Raw genomic sequence first — 20,341 nt, 5'->3', positions numbered from 1 at the left:
TTTAAAATTCTACTTCTGGATGAATTCCCCAGCGTGTTTTATCGGCAAATGCGAAGTCTAATTCATATTTTTTCGGAATTTCACCGTTGCGCATCGAACCAGGTTTTATGGATGGAAATAGTTCTTCATAAGTAATCATATCATTGAGCGAAATGCGACGATAGATATGTGAGCGTGTCAGGTTTTTTGATTCATCTAAACCAGAAGCGCCCAAAAGTTCAACAAAATTTTTAATTGTTTTTTCGTGATAATTGGCAACACGTACTTTTTTATCTTCCGGAACCAAGCCTACCGTTAGTTTAGGGTCTTGCGTTGTAATTCCGACCGGACATTTATTTGTGTTGCAAAGCAAGGCTTGAATACAACCAATAGACAACATCATTGCGCGAGCTTGATAACACGCATCGGCTCCCAAAGCAATTGCACGCGCAATATGAAAAGCAGAGCTAATTTTACCCGAGGCAATAATTTTAATATGCTGCCGAATTCCCATCCCTCTAAGAATGTTGTGCACAAAATCCAGTCCATCAATCAGTGGAGCGCCTACATAATTACTGAATTCTGGCGGTGCAGCTCCGGTTCCTCCTTCGCCACCATCTACAGCTATGTAATCTGGGTAAATATCTAATTCTACCATGGCTTGACAAATGGATATAAATTCACTTTTATAACCAATGCACAGCTTAAAGCCAATTGGTTTTCCACCCGATAGATTCCTTAATGTTTCAATAAACTTCACCATTTCTAATGGTGTGTTAAAAGCAGAATGATATGGCGGCGATTCTACTTTGGTAAACGGAATAATATGTCTGATTTTAGCAATTTCCTCAGAGTTTTTCTCGGCTGGTAAAATACCACCATGCCCAGGTTTTGCACCTTGAGATATTTTAAGCTCAATCATTTTTACGTTTGTATTTTTTGCTTTTACAGCAAAAAGTTCGGGGTTGAATTTCCCATCTTCGGTTCGGCAACCAAAATATGCTGTTCCAATTTGCCAAATTAAATCGCCTCCTTCAGCCAAATGATGATCGCTCAATCCACCTTCGCCCGTATTATGTGCAAAATTGCCAATTTTAGCACCGGCATTCAAAGCTTTAACGGCATTGGCACTTATAGCTCCAAAACTCATAGCCGAAATATTTAATATACTAGCAGAATACGGATGTTTACAATCCTTATTTCCTATTAATACACGCGGATCATGATTTAAGGTAATAAAAGGTTTTGGCGCGATAGAATGGCAAATCCATTCGTAACCTTCGGAATAAAGATCTAGTTGGGTTCCAAATGGAATGGTGTCGCGAACACCTTTTGCGCGTTGATAAACCGTAGAGCGATCTACGCGATTAAAAGGGCGGCCATCTATATCAGATTCAATAAAATACTGATACATTTTTGGACGTAATTCTTCTAACACATACCGCAATCTTCCAAGTAAAGGATAGTTTCGCATGATGGTATGTCGTGTTTGAAATACATCGTAGTATCCCACAATTGTCAGTATTAAAACGATTCCGAAAAAGACGTACCAATTGGGATTTAAAAAATAAGCCAAGGCAAACGAAATTAGTAACGAGGCAGTCGATATAACAAAAAATTGAATTCTCATAATCGAATTATTTTGAATTTTAAAGCGAAAATTGAATGATTAAAATAGCCTTATCCTTAAATTTATTTTGAAAAAAATGTTACGCAAGTGATATTCATAAAACGGTTAAAAGTAGAATTACTCCTCGAAACAAATTGTAAACAAAGCTAAAGAATATTTAAGTCATTCGGTGTATTGAAATCAACTTTATCCCTTTGGTTTGGCTGGTTTTAATTTTTTTGCACTATAAACTCTGGGCATAGAAAAGTCAATTTAAATCCGTTTGGGACCGTTGTATATTTTATAAATTTTGCACCTCTTTTTTAAAATATCGGACCAATAACTTTCCCCTTTTTATCATATAGAAAACATCTCTTTACAATGTTGATACAGTGCATCATCACTTTTGTAAAGTTTGCTTATATAAATCTTGGCGATTGTATAAAATTTTACTGTGGTTTAGGTGAATTGCTTAAATATGTTTTTGGGAGGCAGCAACCTTTTCATTGTAAAGGCTGCGAACAATACCGTCACTTAGTCCAATTTTAGGAACAAATATATTTTTAGCTTTACTCCATTTCATAGCAGATAAATAGATGCGAGTTGCAGGAATAACAACATCTGCCCTATCTGGATTCATATCTAGTTCGGTGATGCGTTCTTCATAGGAGAGGGATTTTATTAACTCATAATACGAAGAAAGATAAAAGTAGCTCAGCGGCTTCCCTATTTTTTTACCACTCTTTTTAAATATAGTATTGATGTTTCCGCCACTGCCAATTAGTGAAATTCCTTTTAAATCTTTGGTTTCTTTTTTTATCCATAGTTCCATGTCATCCCAGATAGATTCTTCAACAAGACCTTCCAGCAACCTTACGGTGCCTAGTTTAAAACTTTGAGAACTCAACGTTTTTCCATTGGCAAATAAAGTAAACTCCGTACTACCCCCACCCACATCTACATACAGCGAGACTTTTTCTGCTTCAATTATGCTTTTTAAGTTTGTAGAGGCTATGATGTTTGCTTCTTCTTTACCGTCAATTATATTTATATTTATACCGCTTTTGGCTTTAATTGTTTCAGCAACTTGGAGCCCATTAGCCGCCTCGCGCATTGCTGAGGTAGCACAAGCTCTAAACCGTTTTACATTGTGGGTTTTCATTAGCAGGCTAAACGCTTGCATAGCATCAATCATTCTGTTTGCACTAGCTTCTGAGATTTTTCCGTTGAGAAAAACTTCTGCTCCCAAACGAATGGGCACCCGCACCAACGAGGTTTTTTTAAATAGTGTATCTTTTCCGTTCTGCTCAATTACAGAAACAACTAAAAGTCGTATGGCGTTACTGCCAATATCTACAGCGCCGTATTTTTCAATGTTTAACAAATTAGTGTACTTCAAGTTTATTTAAATAATAATCATACATTTTGAATTGGGAGCGCACGGGGGGCTTGTTATTTTTTAAATAGGCATTATCATTTTTAATACTTATTACACGTGCTTTTACGTTATCGCTCCAACCAATTTCAAAATTTTCAAGTATTTCTTTCTTAATATCGGCATCATAAATGGGGCAGGAAATTTCTACTCTGTTGTCTAAATTTCTTCCCATAAAATCTGCCGAAGAAATATATACTTTTGGGTCGCCTGCATTTTCAAAGATAAACAACCGCGGATGTTCTAAAAGTTTTCCTACGATACTTATGGCTTCAATATTTTCGCTCATCCCTTTAACGCCGGGAATTAAGCAACAAATACCGCGAACAATCATTTTTATCTTTACTCCAGCTCGACTTGCTTCATATAATTTATCGATCATTTTATAATCAGACAGACTGTTAAGTTTCAGTTTAATACCGCTTGGTAATCCAGCTTTTTTATTTTTTATTTCGGCATCTATTAAGTGGTAAATGGCTTTTCGGGTGTAGTGTGGCGAAACTATTAAATGCTGGTAATTGCGCACTAAATAATTTACTTCAAAAAACTCAAACACCTTTTTTATTTCTTTGCAGATTTTCTGGTCTGCCGTAAAAAGTGTGTAATCGGTGTAAAGACGTGCGGTGGTTTCGTTAAAGTTTCCGGTGCTTAAAATTCCGTATCGCACTGTTTTTTTGTTTTCAATACGTTCTACCAAACACGCTTTACAATGTACTTTTAATCCTTTTACTCCGAAAATTAAACGAATGTCTTCACTTTGTAATAATTCGGCATATTTAATGTTTGCTTCTTCATCAAAACGGGCTTGCAATTCTATTTGTACGGTTACATCTTTTCCGTTTTTCTTGGCATTAATAAGCGAACTGGCGATGTGCGAAACTTCTGCTAAGCGATAGATAGTTATTTTAATCGATTTTACTTTCGGGTCTAATGCGGCCTCGCGCAAAAATTTAATAACATACGCGAATGTTTGATAGGGCGCGTGCAGCAAATAATCTTTCTCCACAATTTTATCGAACAGATTACCCTGTAAACTCAGCCCTGGAATGGGCAATGGTTCTTTGTTTTCATATTGAAGATCGGGTCTTCCCAAGCGCGGAAAATCCATATAATCGCGTCTGTTATGATAACGCCCGCCAGGAATTATACTGTCGGTTTTATCAATCCCCATTTTGTCCAGTAAAAATTGCAGGGTTTTCTTATCGATGCTTTTGTCGTAAACAAAGCGAACGGGATCGCCCGTGCTTCGGTTTTTAACGCTTTTTGAAATTTTTTCAATAAAACTTCGGCTTAAATCGCTGTCTATATCTAGTTCGGCGTCGCGGGTTATTTTAATCATATGCGCCGAAATGGTTTCATATTTAAAAATGCTAAAAATATTGTGCAAGCAATGGCGAATGAGGTCGTCCAGAATTATAACATATTGCTTTTCTCCCTGTGGCGGCAGCACCACAAAACGGTCTATAGTTCTCGGAATTTCTATAAGTGCATAATTGTGCTTTGCTTCAAAGGTGTCGTCATCTTTGCTCATGACCATTGTTACGGCCAGGTATGCCGCACTATCGCGCAGGCTTGGAAATTCTTCCAATTCCCCAATCATTATAGTCATCATGGCGGGGCTGACATTTCTAGTGAAATATTCCGAAATAAACTTACTTTGGTCTGGCGTTATTTCGGTTTCGTTTATAATAAAAATGTTTTCCTTGCGAAGTTCTTTTTGAATATCGCTCAGAATATTTAAACTATGGGCTTGTTGTTCAATAACGGTTTTCGTAATTACCTCTAAGAGATCTTGAGCCGAAATACCACCCAAAAAGCTGCGTCCCAACTTTCCGGCTTCCACAATACGTTTAATGGTTGCGTAACGCACTTTGAAAAACTCGTCTAAGTTATTCGAAAAAATTCCCAAAAACCGAAGTCTTTCAATTAAAGGGAGCTTTTTATCCTTCGCTTCTTGTAACACACGTGCGTTAAACTGCAACCAGCTTAATTCTCTATTTGTGTATATATTGCGTTGTTGGGTATGTTTATCTACTTTTTCAATCATTATTTAAGATCCCGTGGGAAAATTGTTTTAACGGTTTTACCCGTAGTTATTTCGCTCCATTTCTTTTCGTTAAACGCAAGCATTACGAAACCACACGTGGGAACGTTGTCTATGTAATGGTCGCCCAACATATTTGCGACGGAAGTAAAAGCGTGGTTATGGCCCACAATCATAACTTTATCTAAGGTATCTGGCAGCGATTTAATAATACGCATTACGTTTTGACCACTAAAATCATACAAATCGTGATTGGTTTCAAAATTTGCATCTGCTACTTTTAGGGCATCTTTAAAAAAATGTGCTGTTGAAAGCGCTCTGGTAGCATCGCTGCTAATTATTTTTTGCGGTGGCTCAATTTCTTTCGAAACTTTTTTTGAAACCAATTGCCCATCGCGTTCTCCCCTACCTTTTAAAGGACGTTTGTGATCGTCTACATCGTATTTCCAAGATGATTTTGCGTGGCGGACTAAGTATAGTGTTTTCATTGTTTTGTTAATTGGGGATTCGTAAATATGTTAATTTGAAAGTCAGCAAATTTTAAGGCGCCAATCTTTCAATTAGCCAAGTATCATTTTTTAAAGTATATCGAATTCTATCGTGAAGCCTATTGGGTCGTCCTTGCCAGAATTCAATTGAAATGGGTTTTACAAGAAAACCACCCCAATCATCGGGTTTTGGCACTTCTATATTTTTGTATTTTTTTTCTAATTCGGCTAAGTTTTTTTCCAAAACCTCTCGGGAAGCTACAACTTCACTTTGATGCGAAACAGCAGCCCCCAACTGGCTTCCCTTTGGACGGGAATGAAAATAATTAGTTGAATCTGCTTCCGAAGTTCTTTCAGCAATTCCTTTAATTATGATTTGTCGCTCCATATTTGGCCAAAAGAAGGAAAGCGAAACTTTGTTGTTATTGCTAATTGATTTGCCTTTTTCGCTGTTGTAATTGGTGTAAAAATAGAAACCGTATTCGTCGTATTTTTTTAAAAGAACTACGCGCCCTTTAGGAAAACCATCGGTGCCAATTGTTGAAATGGTCATGGCATTTACTTCATCTACACCGCCACTATCCTTCACTTCAAAAAACCATGTACGGAATTGTTGCATCGGGTTTTCATCAACCGATGTTTTGGAAAGTTCGTCTTTTTCGTATGATTTTCGGTAGCTGTAAAGCTTTTCGGCCATGGTTTGAGTTTTAACGCAAGTTAAGGGTTTTAACGAAGCTATAAAACAGTGGGATATTAAATATGTATTAAAATTACGGTTGAAATTGAAGAGAAATTGAAATCAAGATTGAAGTGGAGCTAAAAACGAATTATCTTTTTTTAAACTATTCCACTACTATTTTTTGGATTGCAGTACCATTTGCTGTTATAACCCTTAAAAAATAAAGCCCACTTAAAAGTCCATCAACTGGAATTCTGGATAGCCCGATATTCAGAGTGCCTGAACGCACTATTTTACCCTGAACGGAAATCAATGAGTACTCACCTTCTACTTTCGACGAAATATTAAAATAGGTTTTTGCTGGATTGGGAAAAATCTTGAATGGCGCCATAACAAATTCTTGATTTCCCAAAGCATCACATTCCGCCTCATTATTTACAAATGTTGTAAATGGGTCTTTATACCAATCGTCAAGATAGGTAGCGCTGGCATCGTCCACAAATATACATTGTAGGTTATCTGTGCCATATACATTGAAGGAGCCTATATTTTCATTATTGCCGTTGCGTAGATCTAGATGATTTAATGGGGGCATAAAGGGAGCCAATAAGAGTGTTAGTGCAGGATTTTGAGTTAAATCTAAACTCTCTATATTGTTGTAACCACATAGTAAATAAAAAAGAGCGGCGTTGTTCGTTGTGTCCAATAAACTTAAATCGTTTGCAGCACAAGAAAGTTTCTGTAAAAGTAGGTTTTGAGACAGGTCTAATGCTGAAATTTGATTTTCATTACAATTCAATTCAATCAATGCTGGTAAATTTGCTAAATCTAATACAGTTAAGTGATTTTCAAAACAATCAATATGTACAAGATTTTCGCTATTAAGTAGTAAACTGGTCAATTGATTGCTTTGACAATTTAAATATTCCAAATTTACATTCATGGAAACGTCTAATTCTAACAATGGATTAAATGCAAATATTAGTGTTTTTAGCTGATTATTATGTGAAAAGTCTACACTGCTTATACCATTAAAACTCGCGTCAAGATACTCTAAGGAAATAAAATCCTCAACACCAGTTATATCCGTAATATTACCATTAAAAGGAAGAACTAATTCTGTAACATTTTCAATATTTGCGGTAAGCACCAGCCCATTACCCGGTACACCATCACCCATGCCGTTGGCTTCTAAAAAATCTTCTAAGTTGGGGTCGGGCACCGCTGTATATTGAGGATAACAAACCATTGTTGTGGCCAGGAATAAGAAAAAGAGTGTTGCTTTTTTCATAATCACTATTTTTAACGATCTACCAGAATTTGTTTGATAATAATCTCGTTGTTATCATAAATGTTAAAAGAGAAATCGCGCAAATGGTTAGTAGTGTTTTTTTCATAGCAAAAAAATTTTTCTGATCAAAAACTCGAAATGATAAAACAACACTATAAGTTTAACAAAATATTTGTATTAAAAATAATAAATTGATTAAAAAATTATACTTACAGCGCAATTACCCTCCCATCCTCTGCCAATTCCACATTTTCAAAAACTTCCTGCGCCTCCTTTCGAAAAAGCTCCAAATCGCCGTAACGCCCAGAATAGTGACCGAGTATTAAAGTTCCAACCTTTGCCTTTCTGGCAATCACTCCAGCCTCTTTTGCAGTACTGTGCTTGGTTTTATCGCAAAGATGGTGGTGTTCTTCCAGAAAAGTAGATTCGTGGTATAAAACTGTCGCATTTTCAATTTGCGGCACTATTTCGGGGTAATAGGCCGTATCGCTGCAATAAGCGTAGCTCTTTGGCGGTGGCGGATCAAAAGTTATTTCTTTATTAGAAATTAGTTTGCCCTCCCTATTCTCAACATCAAAACCTTGTTTTATTTTGTTGTAATAACTTAAATCTATATTGAGTTTTCGGGCTATTTCAACATCTAATTTTCGGTCGTCCGGCTTTTCTTTAAAAAGAAATCCATTGGTATAAACCCTGTGATCCAACGGGATAGTTTCTACTGTAACTTTATCATCTTCAAAAATGAGTTGGGGCGTGGTTTCTTCCAACTCGTGAAAATAGAGCGGGTAATTGGTGTACGATTTCCCTAATTTTAGAAGAAGTAAAATAGCTTCCTTTATACCTTTTGGACCATAAATGTGTAATTCGGCTTCTCTTCCCAAAAGCAGAAAAGTAGAGATAAGTCCCGGCAAGCCAAAAAAATGATCGCCGTGCAAATGTGAAATAAAAATATGCTTTATTCGCGAAAACTTAATCCTGTATTTTCGTAGCTGCATTTGTGTGCCTTCGCCACAATCAATTAAAAATAAGTGTCCCTTCATTTCCAAAACCTGCGCCGTGGGGTGCGCTTTGGCTGTTGGTGTTGCAGAATGACATCCGAGGATTGTTAATTTCAAAATTTAGAATTTAAGGTTTACCCTTCGGCTCCGCTCAGGGTGCGGTCGTTGAGCGGAGTCGAAACGACAAGCTTTTTAATATGGATTCCAGCTAAAACCCCAAATCGCGTTCTATTTCTTCCATCTCAATAATGTCTTCAGCTTCTTGAAGCGTAGGCACTACAATCATTTCAAAAGGCACATCGTCAATGTCTATGGCGTCATTCACTATTACGAAGGAATGTTTTGTTTTTCGATGTAGGTTGGAAGTTTTAAGAAACTTTAATAATTGTGGTAGCTCAAGCGATTGGTATTTTAAAAGGTTTAAAACCACGTTTTGACCTTTATACTTTGTAGGAATTTGCGATTCGATAAACGAAGCAAAGTCTTTTATATCGTCCTTTTCATCCTCAAGGACCACGTAATTTGGATGATTCTCAATTTTCATAATATTATCCCCGCCGTGACGGGGTATCTCTTTTAATTAATAACTTCGGAGTGCTTTATTTTTGAGGCTAATAAATAGATTACCGCCATACGTACGGCCACACCGTTTTGTACTTGTTCTAAAATGATGGACTGTTTGCTATCTGCCACATCGCTTGTAATTTCAACCCCGCGATTAATTGGACCAGGGTGCATTACTACAATTTCTTTATCTAAAGAATCGAGAATTGCTTTATTGAGTCCGAATTGCTGTGTATATTCTCTCGTTGTTGGGAAATAACTAATGTCCATTCGTTCGTTTTGCACCCGAAGCATATTTGCTACATCGCACCATTCCAACGCGTTGCGAAGATTGGTTTCAACACCCACATTAAGTTTTTCTATATACTTAGGAATTAATGTTTTAGGGCCACAAACCTTAACCTTTGCTCCAAGTTTTTGAAGTGCAAATATATTAGACAATGCAACGCGTGAATGAAGAATATCTCCTACAATAACCACTTTTTTACCAGCCACATCTCCTAATTTTTCGCGAATAGAATAAGCATCTAATAAAGCTTGGGTTGGATGTTCGTGCGCCCCATCACCCGCGTTAACGATACTTGCATTTACGTGTTTTGAAAGAAACACGCCCGCGCCAGGATTTGGGTGCCGCATAACAACCATATCTACCTTCATTGAAAGAATATTGTTTACGGTATCAATTAACGTTTCGCCTTTAGCAACCGATGAGCTGGAAGATGCAAAATTAATTACGTCTGCAGAGAGTCGTTTTTCCGCAAGTTCAAAAGATAGTTTTGTGCGGGTGCTATTTTCGAAAAAAAGATTGGCAATAGTTATGTCGCGAAGGGAAGGCACCTTTTTAATGGGCCGATTGATGATTTCTTTAAAATGATCTGCCGTTTCGAAGATGAGTTGTATATCGGCTTCGGTAATGTATTTAATCCCTAGTAAGTGGTTTACACTTAGTTCCATTCTTTGGTTTTCAGTTTTCGGTTATCTGTTATCAGTTGTTGGTTGTTGGTTCTTCTTCTTCAATTTTTAACAAGGTAAACAGCATCTTCCCCATCATTCTCTTTCCAACATACTTTAACCTTTTCGCCATTGATGGCATCTACTTGTCTACCGCGATAATCGGGCTGTATGGGCAAATGACGGCTAAAGCGACGGTCAATTAGCGTTAGCAACTCTATTTCTAACGGTCTTCCGAAGGATTGCACCGCGGTTAATGCCGAGCGAATACTTCTTCCGGTGAAAAGCACATCGTCTATAAAAACCACATTCTTGTCTTCAACTATAAAATTTATTTTGGTTTTATTAGCTTCCAACGGTTTTTCACTTCTACGGAAATCGTCGCGGAAGAAAGTAATATCCAAATACCCAAGTTTTATATTCTTGATTTTGTAATCGGTTTCAAGCAACGTTTTAAGTCTTTCTGCTAAAAAGACACCTCGCGGTTGTATACCGATAAGTACGGTTTTGGAAAAATCGTCGTGTTTTTCAATCAATTGGCAAGCCAAACGGTTAAGCGCAATGTTTATCTCGGTTGCGTTTAGTAACACTTTTTGGCTCATAGTGAAGTTCTGAATTAGATTCAGAGAGCAAAAATACAATTTTTTAGGATTGAATTGTGAAGATTTTTAAAATTGATTTAAATCGAGCCATTTCGCAGCGTTTCGGTGAGAATCGAAGCGTTAAAAAATGTATAATAAAAAAGCCCTCCGTTTCCGAAAGGCTTTTAGTTATCTAAAAAGATCACCGCATTTGCGGCAATGAGCGATTATTTTTTACCGTCCATTTTGTCTTTAAGCGCTTGTAACGCAGAGTTTGCATCACCAAGAGTTGGTTTTGCTTCTGCATCGGCAGCTGTTTGTTTTTTCACAGCTTCCTTAACAATTTTCGCTTCTTCTTCTTTGTGAATTACCATATGTGAAGCAACCACTTTTTTGAATTCTTTGTTGAATTCAATAATTTGGAATTCTGCTTCATCACCTTTCTTCAACATAGAACCATCTTCTTTTTCAAGGTGACGGCTTGGTACAAATGCTACAATATCATCGTTGAACTTAATAGTTGCACCTTTGTCTACTACTTCGTCAATAGTAGCTGTGTGCTTAGTTCCAACTGCGAATTCAGCTTCGTATTTATCCCAAGGGTTTTCTTCAGTTTGTTTGTGTCCTAAACTTAACTTACGACCTTCAACATCTAATTCTAATACAACAACTTCAAGTTCGTCACCAATATTGGTAAACTCGCTTGGGTGCTTAATTTTCTTAGTCCAAGAAAGATCGCTTATGTAGATAAGACCATCAATTCCTTCTTCTAATTCAACAAAAACACCAAAGTTTGTGAAGTTACGTACAATACCTTTGTGGCGTGAACCAACTGGGTATTTAGTAGTAATATCTGTCCATGGGTCTGGAGTCATTTGCTTAATACCAAGGCTCATTTTTCGCTCTTCCTTGTCCATTGTAAGGATAACCGCTTCAACCTCGTCACCAACATTTACAAAATCTTGTGCGCTACGTAAGTGCGTAGACCAAGACATTTCGCTAACGTGGATTAAACCTTCAACACCTTCAGCAACTTCAATAAATGCACCGTAATCTGCAATAACAACTACTTTACCTTTTACTTTATCACCTACTTTCAACTCTTCTCCAAGAGCTTCCCATGGGTGTGGGTTTAATTGCTTAAGACCTAATTGGATACGTGTTTTATCTTCATCGAAATCAAGAATTACAACGTTTAATTTTTGATCAAGCTCAACGATCTCATTCGGGTGGTTGATACGTGACCAAGAAAGGTCTGTAATGTGAACAAGTCCATCAACACCACCAAGATCAACAAATACTCCGTAAGAAGTGATGTTTTTAACAACACCTTCAAGTACTTGACCTTTTTCAAGTTGGCCAATGATTTCTTTTTTCTGTTCTTCGATATCTGCTTCAATAAGCGCTTTATGCGAAACAACAACGTTTTTAAATTCGTGGTTGATTTTAACAACTTTAAATTCCATTGTTTTACCAACGTAAACATCGTAGTCGCGAATTGGCTTAACGTCAATTTGCGAACCTGGCAAGAATGCTTCAATTCCAAATACGTCTACAATCATACCACCTTTTGTGCGGCATTTTACGTAACCGTTTACAATAGTACCTTCGTCGTGAGCTGCATTTACGCGATCCCAAGCCTTAATAGTTCTTGCTTTACGGTGGCTAAGAATAAGTTGACCTGTACTGTCCTCACGAACGTCGATCAATACTTCTACTTTGTCTCCAACTTTTAAATCTGGATTGTAACGGAATTCGTTTAACGAAACAACACCTTCACTCTTCGCGTTAATGTCGATAATTGCGTCACGGTCTGTAATATAAACTACTTCCCCTTCAACAACCTCGTCATCTAGTGTGTCAACGAAATTATCTGCTACTAACTTTTCGAATTCTTCTAGCTTTCCATCGTCGATAGGGTCTATACCTTCTTCGTAGTTGTGCCAGTTAAATTCTTCAAGAAATTTTTCAGGATTGCTCTCTTTAAGAGAAACTTCTTTTTGAGGTTTTGTAGCTACCTCGTTTTGAGATGCAGTATCTTCTACCTGCACTTCTTCTTTTTTTGCTTTATCAGCCATTTGTTAAATTGTGTTTGAAATTTTAAATTTTCAACATTGCGAAAACCGCTAATTTCAAACGCTTTGTATTCTGCGCTGTTACAAGAATTTACTGCGACTATCCCACAGAAGGGATTGATTTTGTTTTGTTTTAATTCCTCTTATTCTTGCCTCGTCGCTAAGAGGGGTGCAAAAATAGTGTTTTTCTTTTGAAAATCAAAAGGTTTGGTAGCTCAAAGAGGATATTTCTGAAGAAATAATTTATCAGTAGCAACATCGGGGGGTAAATTCTTGTTTGATAAATACTTATATTTGAAATGCAGCATTCAAAATTCTCAAAATGAAAAATTTGTTCTTATTAATATTGTTTTTCCCTGCCATAACCTATGCGCAATATACTGCTGTGCCAGACCCCAATTTTGAAAATTTTTTGGAAGCCAACGGTATGGGTGATGGAGTACCTGGGAATGGACAGGTGCTCACTGCAAATATTGAAAATGTCATAGACTTAGTTCTTCCTTTTAATGGGAACATTACTGATATTACAGGTATAGAGGATTTTATTTCCCTAGAAAATCTAGATGCGAGTTTTAATAATATAGCCACAGTTGATCTTTCTGCAAATCTCTTATTAGAGAACGTTGTTTGTTGCATACAATAACTTATCCTCATTGGATTTGAGTTCAAATATAAATTTAAAATATTTAAATTGTCAGAATAATGAATTAAATAATCTAATCCTTAATAGCGAATACCTGATTGAAATTTATTGCTTTGAAAATCAATTAACCAATTTGGATGTTTCACAAGCTCACTTGTTGACTTATTTGGATTGCAATTTTAATAATTTATTTTCATTAGATGTAAATCAAAATGAAAATTTAAACTTCCTCATTGCATCTGGAAACAATCTAAGTGAGTTAAACGTATCAAATAATAGAGATTTAACATATTTAAATGTTGGGGAAAATAATATAATTAGTTTGGATTTATCACATAACCAAAATTTAATCAGTTTTTTAGCCCCCTACAATTTTCCATTAGATTTTCTTGACATTCGCAATGGCAACAATGCAAACATGAACGGCATAAACGTTACTGGGACCAATGCCCTAAAATGTGTGATTGTTGATGATGCAAGCGCCTCTTATTTGGACGATTGGTATATAGACCCATTTACCACCTTTGTAAACAACGAGGCAGAGTGCGATGCACTAAGCGTTTTATCTTATGAAAGGGAGCAACTGCTTATCTACCCTAACCCATCAAAGAGTACGTTGACTGTTTCTTTCAGCAAACCAGCGGAATACGCAATATTAGATTTAAACGGAAAAAATCTAAAAACAGGAAAATTGAATATGGGGCTCTCAAGAATTATCATTGATGAACTTTCTACTGGATTATATTTCTTCAAAGTAAAGACTGATCTTGGGAGTATAACAAAAAAGCTAATAAAACAGTAACTTAAAACAATAACCCCTGTCCGCCTTCATCTGTTTTTGAATTATCTTCAGCTTCCGAATCTTTGTTTTTCGAAGCCACATCCTCTTCATCTACCACGTCAATTTCTTTAGGCTGAACGGGAGCTGGCGGCTCGTAAGCCAAGGGTTCTTTGGTGTTTATTTCTAAAACTTTTTCTTTGGTAAGTTGATTCCCCATTGCGTTTATGCCTTTTACAGCAATAAATTCCTCGAGATTCACTTCTAAATTTTCCTCACGCTCCTGCCCTCTTTTTTTGGCAAATACAACTTCGGCCATTGGGCGGTAATCGGTAAATATTTTTTCGAGATAGGAATTTGGGTGATCGGTAATAATGGTTTCCTCCTTGTCTGGGTTTTCAATTAAAAAGCGTTTTACGTAAAACAACTCTTTTTCTCCTTCCCAATAAATGGCACTCAATGGTTTTTTAGGCTCCCACTTTTCCAAAATGATTATATCATCGTCAAAACGAAGTTGGATATCTGGCACCACGGTTTTTACAACTCCCTTTTGGTTTACAATTAACAATCTGTCTTCTTTTCTAAATTCGCCTAAAAGCTCTCCGCGCTCATCAACATTTAAACGTTGTACCGAGTCATCAAACCATATTTTTCGGGGTTTTAAAGTGGAAAGACCTTTTTCTTTTAATTCAATTTTTCGAATAGGATATTTGGTAACAATATTTCCCTTTGAATTTCGTCCTTTTACCAATTGATCGGCGAAGTCTAAATCGAATTTAAGCTTTTTAATGCTTCCTGTTTGGCGCAAGTAAACCGAAACAATTTCGGCTTCACCGTTTGGATTGGCTGTAAAATATAGCACTTTTGAGCCTTTTGTGCCATTGGTCATGTCGTACTCCCTATCGCGCGTAGTTGAAGTAACGGCAAAACGTTTTACATAATTTGCCCCGCGTTTGCCATCGCGATAAATCATATTGTAAATAGTACGTTTGTCTTTCTTTTTAAAGACGGCAACGTGAATAATGTTTTTACCTACAAAAGTTTTAGAATCTACCTTGGTGACCATCATGGTACCATCTTCGGTAAAAACAATAATATCGTCTATATCGCTACAATCGGTAACATATTCGTCGCGTTTTAGGCTAGTGCCCACAAAACCTTCGGCGCGGTTTACGTAAAGTTTGGTGTTGCGGATTACAACTTTTGTCGCCTCAATATCTTCAAAGGTTCTAATTTCGGTTTTACGCTCCTTGCCTTCTCCGTAATCTTTTTTCAACCTTTTAAAATAATCTATCGCATATTCAATTAAGTGCTCCAAGTGATGCTTTATTTGAGCAATGCTATCTTCCAAAGCATCAATCTTTTGCTGCGCTTTATCAATATCGAATTTTGAAATTCTTTTAATGCGAATTTCGGTTAAACGCACAATATCTTCTTCGGTTACGGCGCGTTTTAAATGTGCTGTATGTGGTTTTAATCCTTTGTCTATCGCTGCAATAACGCCTTCCCAGGTTTCTTCTTCTTCAATATCGCGATAGATTCTATTTTCAATAAAAATTCGCTCAAGCGAGGCAAAATGCCACTGTGCTTCCAATTCGTCGAGTTGTATTTGCAACTCTTGTTTTAAAAGCTGAACGGTACGATCTGTACTTCTTCTTAACATTTCTGAAACCCCAACAAAAAGCGGTTTGTTATCTTCGATTACACAACCCAAAGGCGAAATTGAAGTTTCGCAGGCCGTAAATGCATACAGCGCATCAATGGTTTTATCGGGGGAAATACCGCTTGGTAAATGAATTTGGATTTCTACCTCGGCAGCGGTATTGTCTTCAATTTTTTTGATTTTGATTTTTCCTTTGTCGTTCGCCTTTAGAATTGAATCAATTAATGACGAAGTATTTGTTCCAAAAGGAATTTCGGTAATAACTAATTTGTTCTTTTCGAGATGATTGATTCGCGCACGACTGCGAATTTTTCCGCCGCGCATACCATCGTTGTAGTCCGCAATATCGATTAAACCTCCAGTTGGAAAATCTGGGTAGATTTTAAACTTTTTCCCTTGCAAATGTTTAATCGAAGCGTCAATTAATTCGATAAAGTTATGTGGAAGAATTTTAGTTGAAAGTCCTACAGCAATCCCTTCACCCCCTTGATTTAACAACAACGGAAATTTTACGGGCAGATTAATTGGCTCTTTTCGACGCCCGTCATAAGATGCTTGCCATTTGGTAATCTTTGGATTATAAAGAACATCCAGAGCAAACTTTGAAAGCCTTGCTTCAATATATCGCGAAGCCGCAGCGCTGTCACCGGTTAAAATATTTCCCCAGTTACCCTGCGTATCGATCAATAAATCTTTTTGACCAATTTGCACCATTGCATCGGCAATACTGGCATCCCCGTGCGGATGGTATTGCATGGTATGCCCAACAATATTCGCAACTTTGTTGTACCGCCCGTCATCCAAATCTTTCATCGATTGCATAATGCGGCGCTGAACTGGCTTAAAACCGTCCTCAATAGCGGGCACGGCGCGTTCTAGAATTACGTAACTGGCGTAATCTAAAAACCAATCGCGATACATTCCGGTTACTTTTTTTATAGTATCGCCAGAAGTATCGTCGTTAACACCCAAATAGTCGGGGCCCGTTATTTCTTGTTCTTCGTTATTGTCGAGTTCGTCACTCATTTTTATATTCTGTATTCTTTATTTTTATTTTTTTTCTCTGTGAAACTCTGTGGTTCTTCGTGTAACTCTGTGTTATAACTATTTCGCAGAGTTGCGCAGAGGTTTCACAGAGATTCGCAAAGGTTTATTTTTCGGAATGCTCGCGATAAATCGCGAACCTACATTATTTATTCCTCTACCCTATCCAACTCCACCTTCAAATTATCAATAATAAACTCCTGTCTATCGGGGGTGTTTTTTCCCATATAGAACGAGAGTAATTCTTCGATACTCATCGACTTATCCAGCATTACGGGGTCTAAACGAATATCGTTCCCAATAAAATGCACAAACTCATCTGGCGAAATTTCACCCAAACCTTTAAATCGCGTTATTTCGGGTTTCGGTTTTAACTTTTCTATTGCAGCCACTCTTTCTTCTTCGGAATAGCAATAAATAGTTTCTTTTTTATTCCGAACGCGGAACAATGGCGTTTGCAAAATATACAAATGCCCTTCTTTTATCAATTCAGGAAAAAATTGAAGAAAAAAGGTAATTAACAATAACCGAATGTGCATACCGTCTACATCGGCATCGGTAGCGATTACAATGTTGTTATACCGCAAATCTTCCATTGAATCTTCAATGTTTAGGGCAGCTTGCAAAAGATTGAACTCTTCGTTTTCATAAACAATCTTTTTGGTCATTCCGTAGGTGTTTAACGGTTTCCCACGAAGTGAAAAAACAGCCTGCGTATTTACATCGCGACTTTTGGTAATACTACCACTTGCCGAGTCTCCCTCGGTAATAAACAGAGTTGACTCAAGATTTCGGTTGTTCTTTACATCTCCCAAATGCACGCGACAATCACGTAACTTTTTGTTGTGAAGGCTTGCTTTTTTAGCACGATCTTTTGCTAATTTCCGGATGCCGCTTAATTCTTTGCGCTCACGTTCTGCCTGAACGATTTTACGCTGAATGGCGTCTGCCGTTTCAGGGTTTTTATGAAGATAATTGTCGAGATTTGTTTTTACAAAATCGTTAATAAATGTTCGCACCGTTGGTAAATCGCCGCCCATATCGGTGGAGCCAAGTTTTGTTTTAGTTTGGCTCTCAAAAACGGGTTCCATTACTTTAATGCTTATTGCCGAAACAATAGATTTTCGCACATCGCTAGCATCGTAATTTTTATTGTAAAACTCACGAATTGTTTTTACCAAAGCTTCGCGAAAAGCAGCTAAGTGTGTTCCTCCTTGTGTAGTATTTTGTCCGTTTACAAAGCTGTGATATTCTTCGCTATATTGCGTTTTACTATGTGTAAGGGCAACTTCAATATCATCACCTCTCAAGTGAATTATTGGATACGCGCTGTCTTCTTCAGAAATTGTTTCTTTTAAAAGATCCTTTAAACCATTTTCAGAATAAAACTTTTCGCCATTAAAATCTATCGTTAATCCCGGATTGAGATAAACGTAGTTTTTTAGCATTTTTTGCACATATTCTGTGCGGTACTTAAAGTTTTTGAAGATGCTTTCGTCCGGAATAAAAACTACTTTCGTACCTTTTCTTTTGGAAGTTTCCTCAACGGCCACATCGTTTGTTAATTCACCTAAAGAAAATTCGGCTGCTTTTATTTGTTGGTCACGAACAGATTCAACTTTAAAAAACGCCGAAAGTGCGTTAACCGCTTTGGTACCCACTCCATTTAGTCCAACCGATTTTTTAAACGCGCGGCTATCGTACTTACCACCGGTATTCATCTTTGAAACTACATCAACCACTTTCCCCAGCGGAATACCACGACCGTAATCGCGCACTTTCACTTCCTTGTCTTTAATGCGCACTTCGATGGTTTTTCCTGCGCCCATTACAAATTCGTCTATACAGTTATCAATCACCTCTTTTAGAAGGATATAGATACCATCATCGGGTGACGAGCCATCGCCGAGTTTCCCGATGTACATACCCGGGCGCATACGGATGTGTTCCTTCCAATCGAGCGAGCGTATATTGTCTTCGGTATATTGTGTTTCGGCCATAAAGATTTAATGTAGGGTTGCTAATATAAATATACGGGAGCACTTGTGAAACCAATACTTGAGAAAGTAATTAACAATAAAACAACAGATATTGTTAGTAATTATTGCAGTGGCAAAAAAGCACCAATAAATAGATTAATTTTGACGAAATCTAATCTAATGATAGTAAGTTTTTAAAACAATTGGAAGTGGGTTTGCTAAACTTTTGTGAAGAATGAGCAAAGTAATTGTTGTGTTAAATTAGTTTTTTTAACTTCATAGCACAAATAAAAAATGGCAATGGAATTTATAGATTATTACAAAGTTCTTGGCTTAAACAAAAGCGCAACTACGGCAGATATTAAAAAAGCATACCGCAAATTAGCGCGAAAATTTCATCCAGATTTAAATCCGAATGATACTGCTGCACAACAAAAATTCCAGCAAGTTAACGAGGCCAACGAAGTGTTGAGCGACCCAGATAAACGTAAAAAATACGACCAATACGGAAAAGATTGGCAGCATGCCGATGCTTTTGAAGAAGCCAAAAAACAACAAAGAGCGCAAGGCTTCGGCGGACAGAGAACCTACAGTAGCGGCGGTCAAGGTTTTGATGAGAGTCAGTTTTCAGACTTTTTTGAGTCTATGTTTGGCGGCGGTGGCGGTTTTAGCGGTGGTGGCAGAAGACAAACAGCGCAGTTTAAAGGACAAGATTTAAACGCAACACTTAGACTCAACCTTACAGATGTTTTAGAAAGCCAAAAACAAACCATAAGTATTGGCGACAAAAAAATTAGACTTACAATTCCTGCTGGGGTTGAGGATGGGCAAACTATTAAAATTAAGGGTTACGGCGGCGAAGGAATGCAGGGTGGCCCCAAAGGCGATTTGTATATTACTTTTGAAATTTTCAACAATACACAATTTAAGCGTCTGGAAAGCGATCTGTATTCAACGAAAGAAATTTCTCTTTATACAGCCCTTCTCGGTGGCGAAATTACCGCTGATACACTTACCGGAAAAGTAAAGTTAAAAGTAAAACCAGAAACCCAAAACGACACAAAAGTAAAACTGAAAGGCAAAGGTTTACCGAAGTATAAAAAGGAAAATCAACACGGGGACCTATACATTACTTATAAAATTACACTTCCTAAAAATCTTTCTGAAAAAGAAAAAGAACTGTTTACTGAACTTTCAAAACTGAGATAATGGCACGAGAAAAATACATATTAGTAAGACACTACTGCAAAGTTTCACAAATTGAAGATGCGTTTGTAGAAAGACTGCACGAGTTTGGCCTTATAGCTTTTGAAGAAAAGCAAAACGACCTATATATTGATGAGCAGGACATTTCAGAAATTGAAAGAATGTTTAGACTCCATCACGACTTAGGTATTAATTTTGAAGGTTTAGACGCCATAAAAGAAATGCTTAAACGTATGCACAAACTTGAAAAAGAAATGGATTTGCTTCAGAAAAAATTGCGTTTGTACGAATAGCATTTTTCTAAAAGGAACGATAAATTCATTTTAATGAAACG

The 20,341-nt window shown here is 37.2% G+C and carries 17 protein-coding genes; 4 read left to right on the top strand and 13 right to left on the bottom strand.

The window, feature by feature from the left end; translation table 11 throughout:
• Nucleotide 1: 1 nt before the first annotated feature.
• From K8089_RS06440 to rpsA, 11 genes are all read right to left on the bottom strand, one after another.
• The gene (locus tag K8089_RS06440; RefSeq protein ID WP_237602465.1) at nucleotides 2-1,609 is read right to left on the bottom strand and encodes an FMN-binding glutamate synthase family protein; all 1,608 of its coding nucleotides are present in this window, start codon (nucleotides 1,607-1,609) and stop codon (nucleotides 2-4) included.
• A 451-nt stretch (nucleotides 1,610-2,060) separates the two neighbouring features.
• Nucleotides 2,061-2,972: a Ppx/GppA phosphatase family protein gene (locus K8089_RS06435; protein WP_237602528.1), complete on the bottom strand. Its 912-nt coding sequence runs from the start codon at nucleotides 2,970-2,972 to the stop codon at nucleotides 2,061-2,063.
• A 1-nt stretch (nucleotide 2,973) separates the two neighbouring features.
• On the bottom strand, nucleotides 2,974-5,070 hold the full coding sequence (gene ppk1 / locus K8089_RS06430) for a polyphosphate kinase 1 (RefSeq protein WP_237602464.1): 2,097 nt from the start codon (nucleotides 5,068-5,070) through the stop codon (nucleotides 2,974-2,976).
• Nucleotides 5,070-5,555, bottom strand: coding sequence for a SixA phosphatase family protein (locus K8089_RS06425; RefSeq protein ID WP_237602463.1), 486 nt, complete (start codon nucleotides 5,553-5,555; stop codon nucleotides 5,070-5,072). The genes ppk1 and K8089_RS06425 overlap by 1 nt, the downstream gene beginning before the upstream one ends.
• 52 nt (nucleotides 5,556-5,607) lie before the next feature.
• Entirely contained in the window at nucleotides 5,608-6,252 is a 645-nt protein-coding gene (gene pdxH / locus K8089_RS06420; RefSeq protein WP_237602462.1) for a pyridoxamine 5'-phosphate oxidase, read from the bottom strand.
• 145 nt (nucleotides 6,253-6,397) lie between these two features.
• Nucleotides 6,398-7,525, bottom strand: coding sequence for a T9SS type A sorting domain-containing protein (locus tag K8089_RS06415; RefSeq protein ID WP_237602461.1), 1,128 nt, complete (start codon nucleotides 7,523-7,525; stop codon nucleotides 6,398-6,400).
• Between the two features lie 209 nt (nucleotides 7,526-7,734).
• Entirely contained in the window at nucleotides 7,735-8,640 is a 906-nt protein-coding gene (locus K8089_RS06410; RefSeq protein ID WP_237602460.1) for a ribonuclease Z, read from the bottom strand.
• A gap of 91 nt (nucleotides 8,641-8,731) precedes the next feature.
• The gene (locus tag K8089_RS06405; RefSeq protein ID WP_237602459.1) at nucleotides 8,732-9,067 is read right to left on the bottom strand and encodes a ribonuclease Z; all 336 of its coding nucleotides are present in this window, start codon (nucleotides 9,065-9,067) and stop codon (nucleotides 8,732-8,734) included.
• Nucleotides 9,068-9,099: 32 nt separating this feature from the next.
• Nucleotides 9,100-10,041 carry an aspartate carbamoyltransferase catalytic subunit gene (locus tag K8089_RS06400; RefSeq protein ID WP_237602458.1) on the bottom strand — a complete coding sequence of 314 codons (942 nt, stop codon included), beginning with the start codon at nucleotides 10,039-10,041 and terminating at the stop codon, nucleotides 9,100-9,102.
• 59 nt (nucleotides 10,042-10,100) lie between these two features.
• Complete coding sequence (gene pyrR, locus K8089_RS06395; protein WP_237602457.1) at nucleotides 10,101-10,640, bottom strand: bifunctional pyr operon transcriptional regulator/uracil phosphoribosyltransferase PyrR; 540 nt, start codon at nucleotides 10,638-10,640, stop codon at nucleotides 10,101-10,103.
• Nucleotides 10,641-10,846: 206 nt separating this feature from the next.
• Nucleotides 10,847-12,697 (bottom strand): 30S ribosomal protein S1, encoded by a 1,851-nt coding sequence (gene rpsA / locus K8089_RS06390; RefSeq protein ID WP_237602456.1) that lies wholly within the window; start codon nucleotides 12,695-12,697, stop codon nucleotides 10,847-10,849.
• A gap of 319 nt (nucleotides 12,698-13,016) precedes the next feature.
• Here rpsA and K8089_RS06385 point away from each other — a divergent pair, with 319 nt between their 5' ends.
• Together K8089_RS06385 and K8089_RS06380 are read left to right on the top strand one after the other, a co-directional pair.
• Entirely contained in the window at nucleotides 13,017-13,337 is a 321-nt protein-coding gene (locus K8089_RS06385) for a hypothetical protein (RefSeq protein WP_237602455.1), read from the top strand.
• Nucleotides 13,318-14,139 (top strand): T9SS type A sorting domain-containing protein, encoded by an 822-nt coding sequence (locus K8089_RS06380; RefSeq protein WP_237602454.1) that lies wholly within the window; start codon nucleotides 13,318-13,320, stop codon nucleotides 14,137-14,139. Before K8089_RS06385 ends, K8089_RS06380 begins: the two co-directional genes overlap by 20 nt.
• A 1-nt stretch (nucleotide 14,140) precedes the next feature.
• On the opposite strand, the gene K8089_RS06375 is transcribed toward K8089_RS06380, so the two are convergent.
• Together K8089_RS06375 and K8089_RS06370 are read right to left on the bottom strand one after the other, a co-directional pair.
• A complete protein-coding gene (locus K8089_RS06375) occupies nucleotides 14,141-16,804 on the bottom strand; it encodes a DNA gyrase/topoisomerase IV subunit A (RefSeq protein ID WP_237602453.1) in 2,664 nt (887 codons plus the stop codon).
• Nucleotides 16,805-16,971: 167 nt separating this feature from the next.
• Nucleotides 16,972-18,822, bottom strand: a complete 1,851-nt coding sequence (locus K8089_RS06370) for a DNA topoisomerase IV subunit B (RefSeq protein WP_237602452.1) — start codon at nucleotides 18,820-18,822, stop codon at nucleotides 16,972-16,974.
• Between the two features lie 279 nt (nucleotides 18,823-19,101).
• Here K8089_RS06370 and K8089_RS06365 point away from each other — a divergent pair, with 279 nt between their 5' ends.
• Nucleotides 19,102-20,010: a DnaJ C-terminal domain-containing protein gene (locus K8089_RS06365; RefSeq protein ID WP_237602451.1), complete on the top strand. Its 909-nt coding sequence runs from the start codon at nucleotides 19,102-19,104 to the stop codon at nucleotides 20,008-20,010.
• Nucleotides 20,010-20,300 (top strand): chaperone modulator CbpM, encoded by a 291-nt coding sequence (locus tag K8089_RS06360; RefSeq protein ID WP_237602450.1) that lies wholly within the window; start codon nucleotides 20,010-20,012, stop codon nucleotides 20,298-20,300. The genes K8089_RS06365 and K8089_RS06360 overlap by 1 nt, the downstream gene beginning before the upstream one ends.
• The last annotated feature ends 41 nt before the right edge of the window (nucleotides 20,301-20,341 follow it).

The sequence above is a fragment of the Aequorivita vitellina genome (assembly GCF_022008365.1).
In the GTDB taxonomy this organism is placed as follows: domain Bacteria; phylum Bacteroidota; class Bacteroidia; order Flavobacteriales; family Flavobacteriaceae; genus Aequorivita; species Aequorivita vitellina.
The sequence above is the reverse complement of the archived record's forward strand: the minus strand, read 5'-3'. Positions and strand labels throughout refer to the sequence as shown.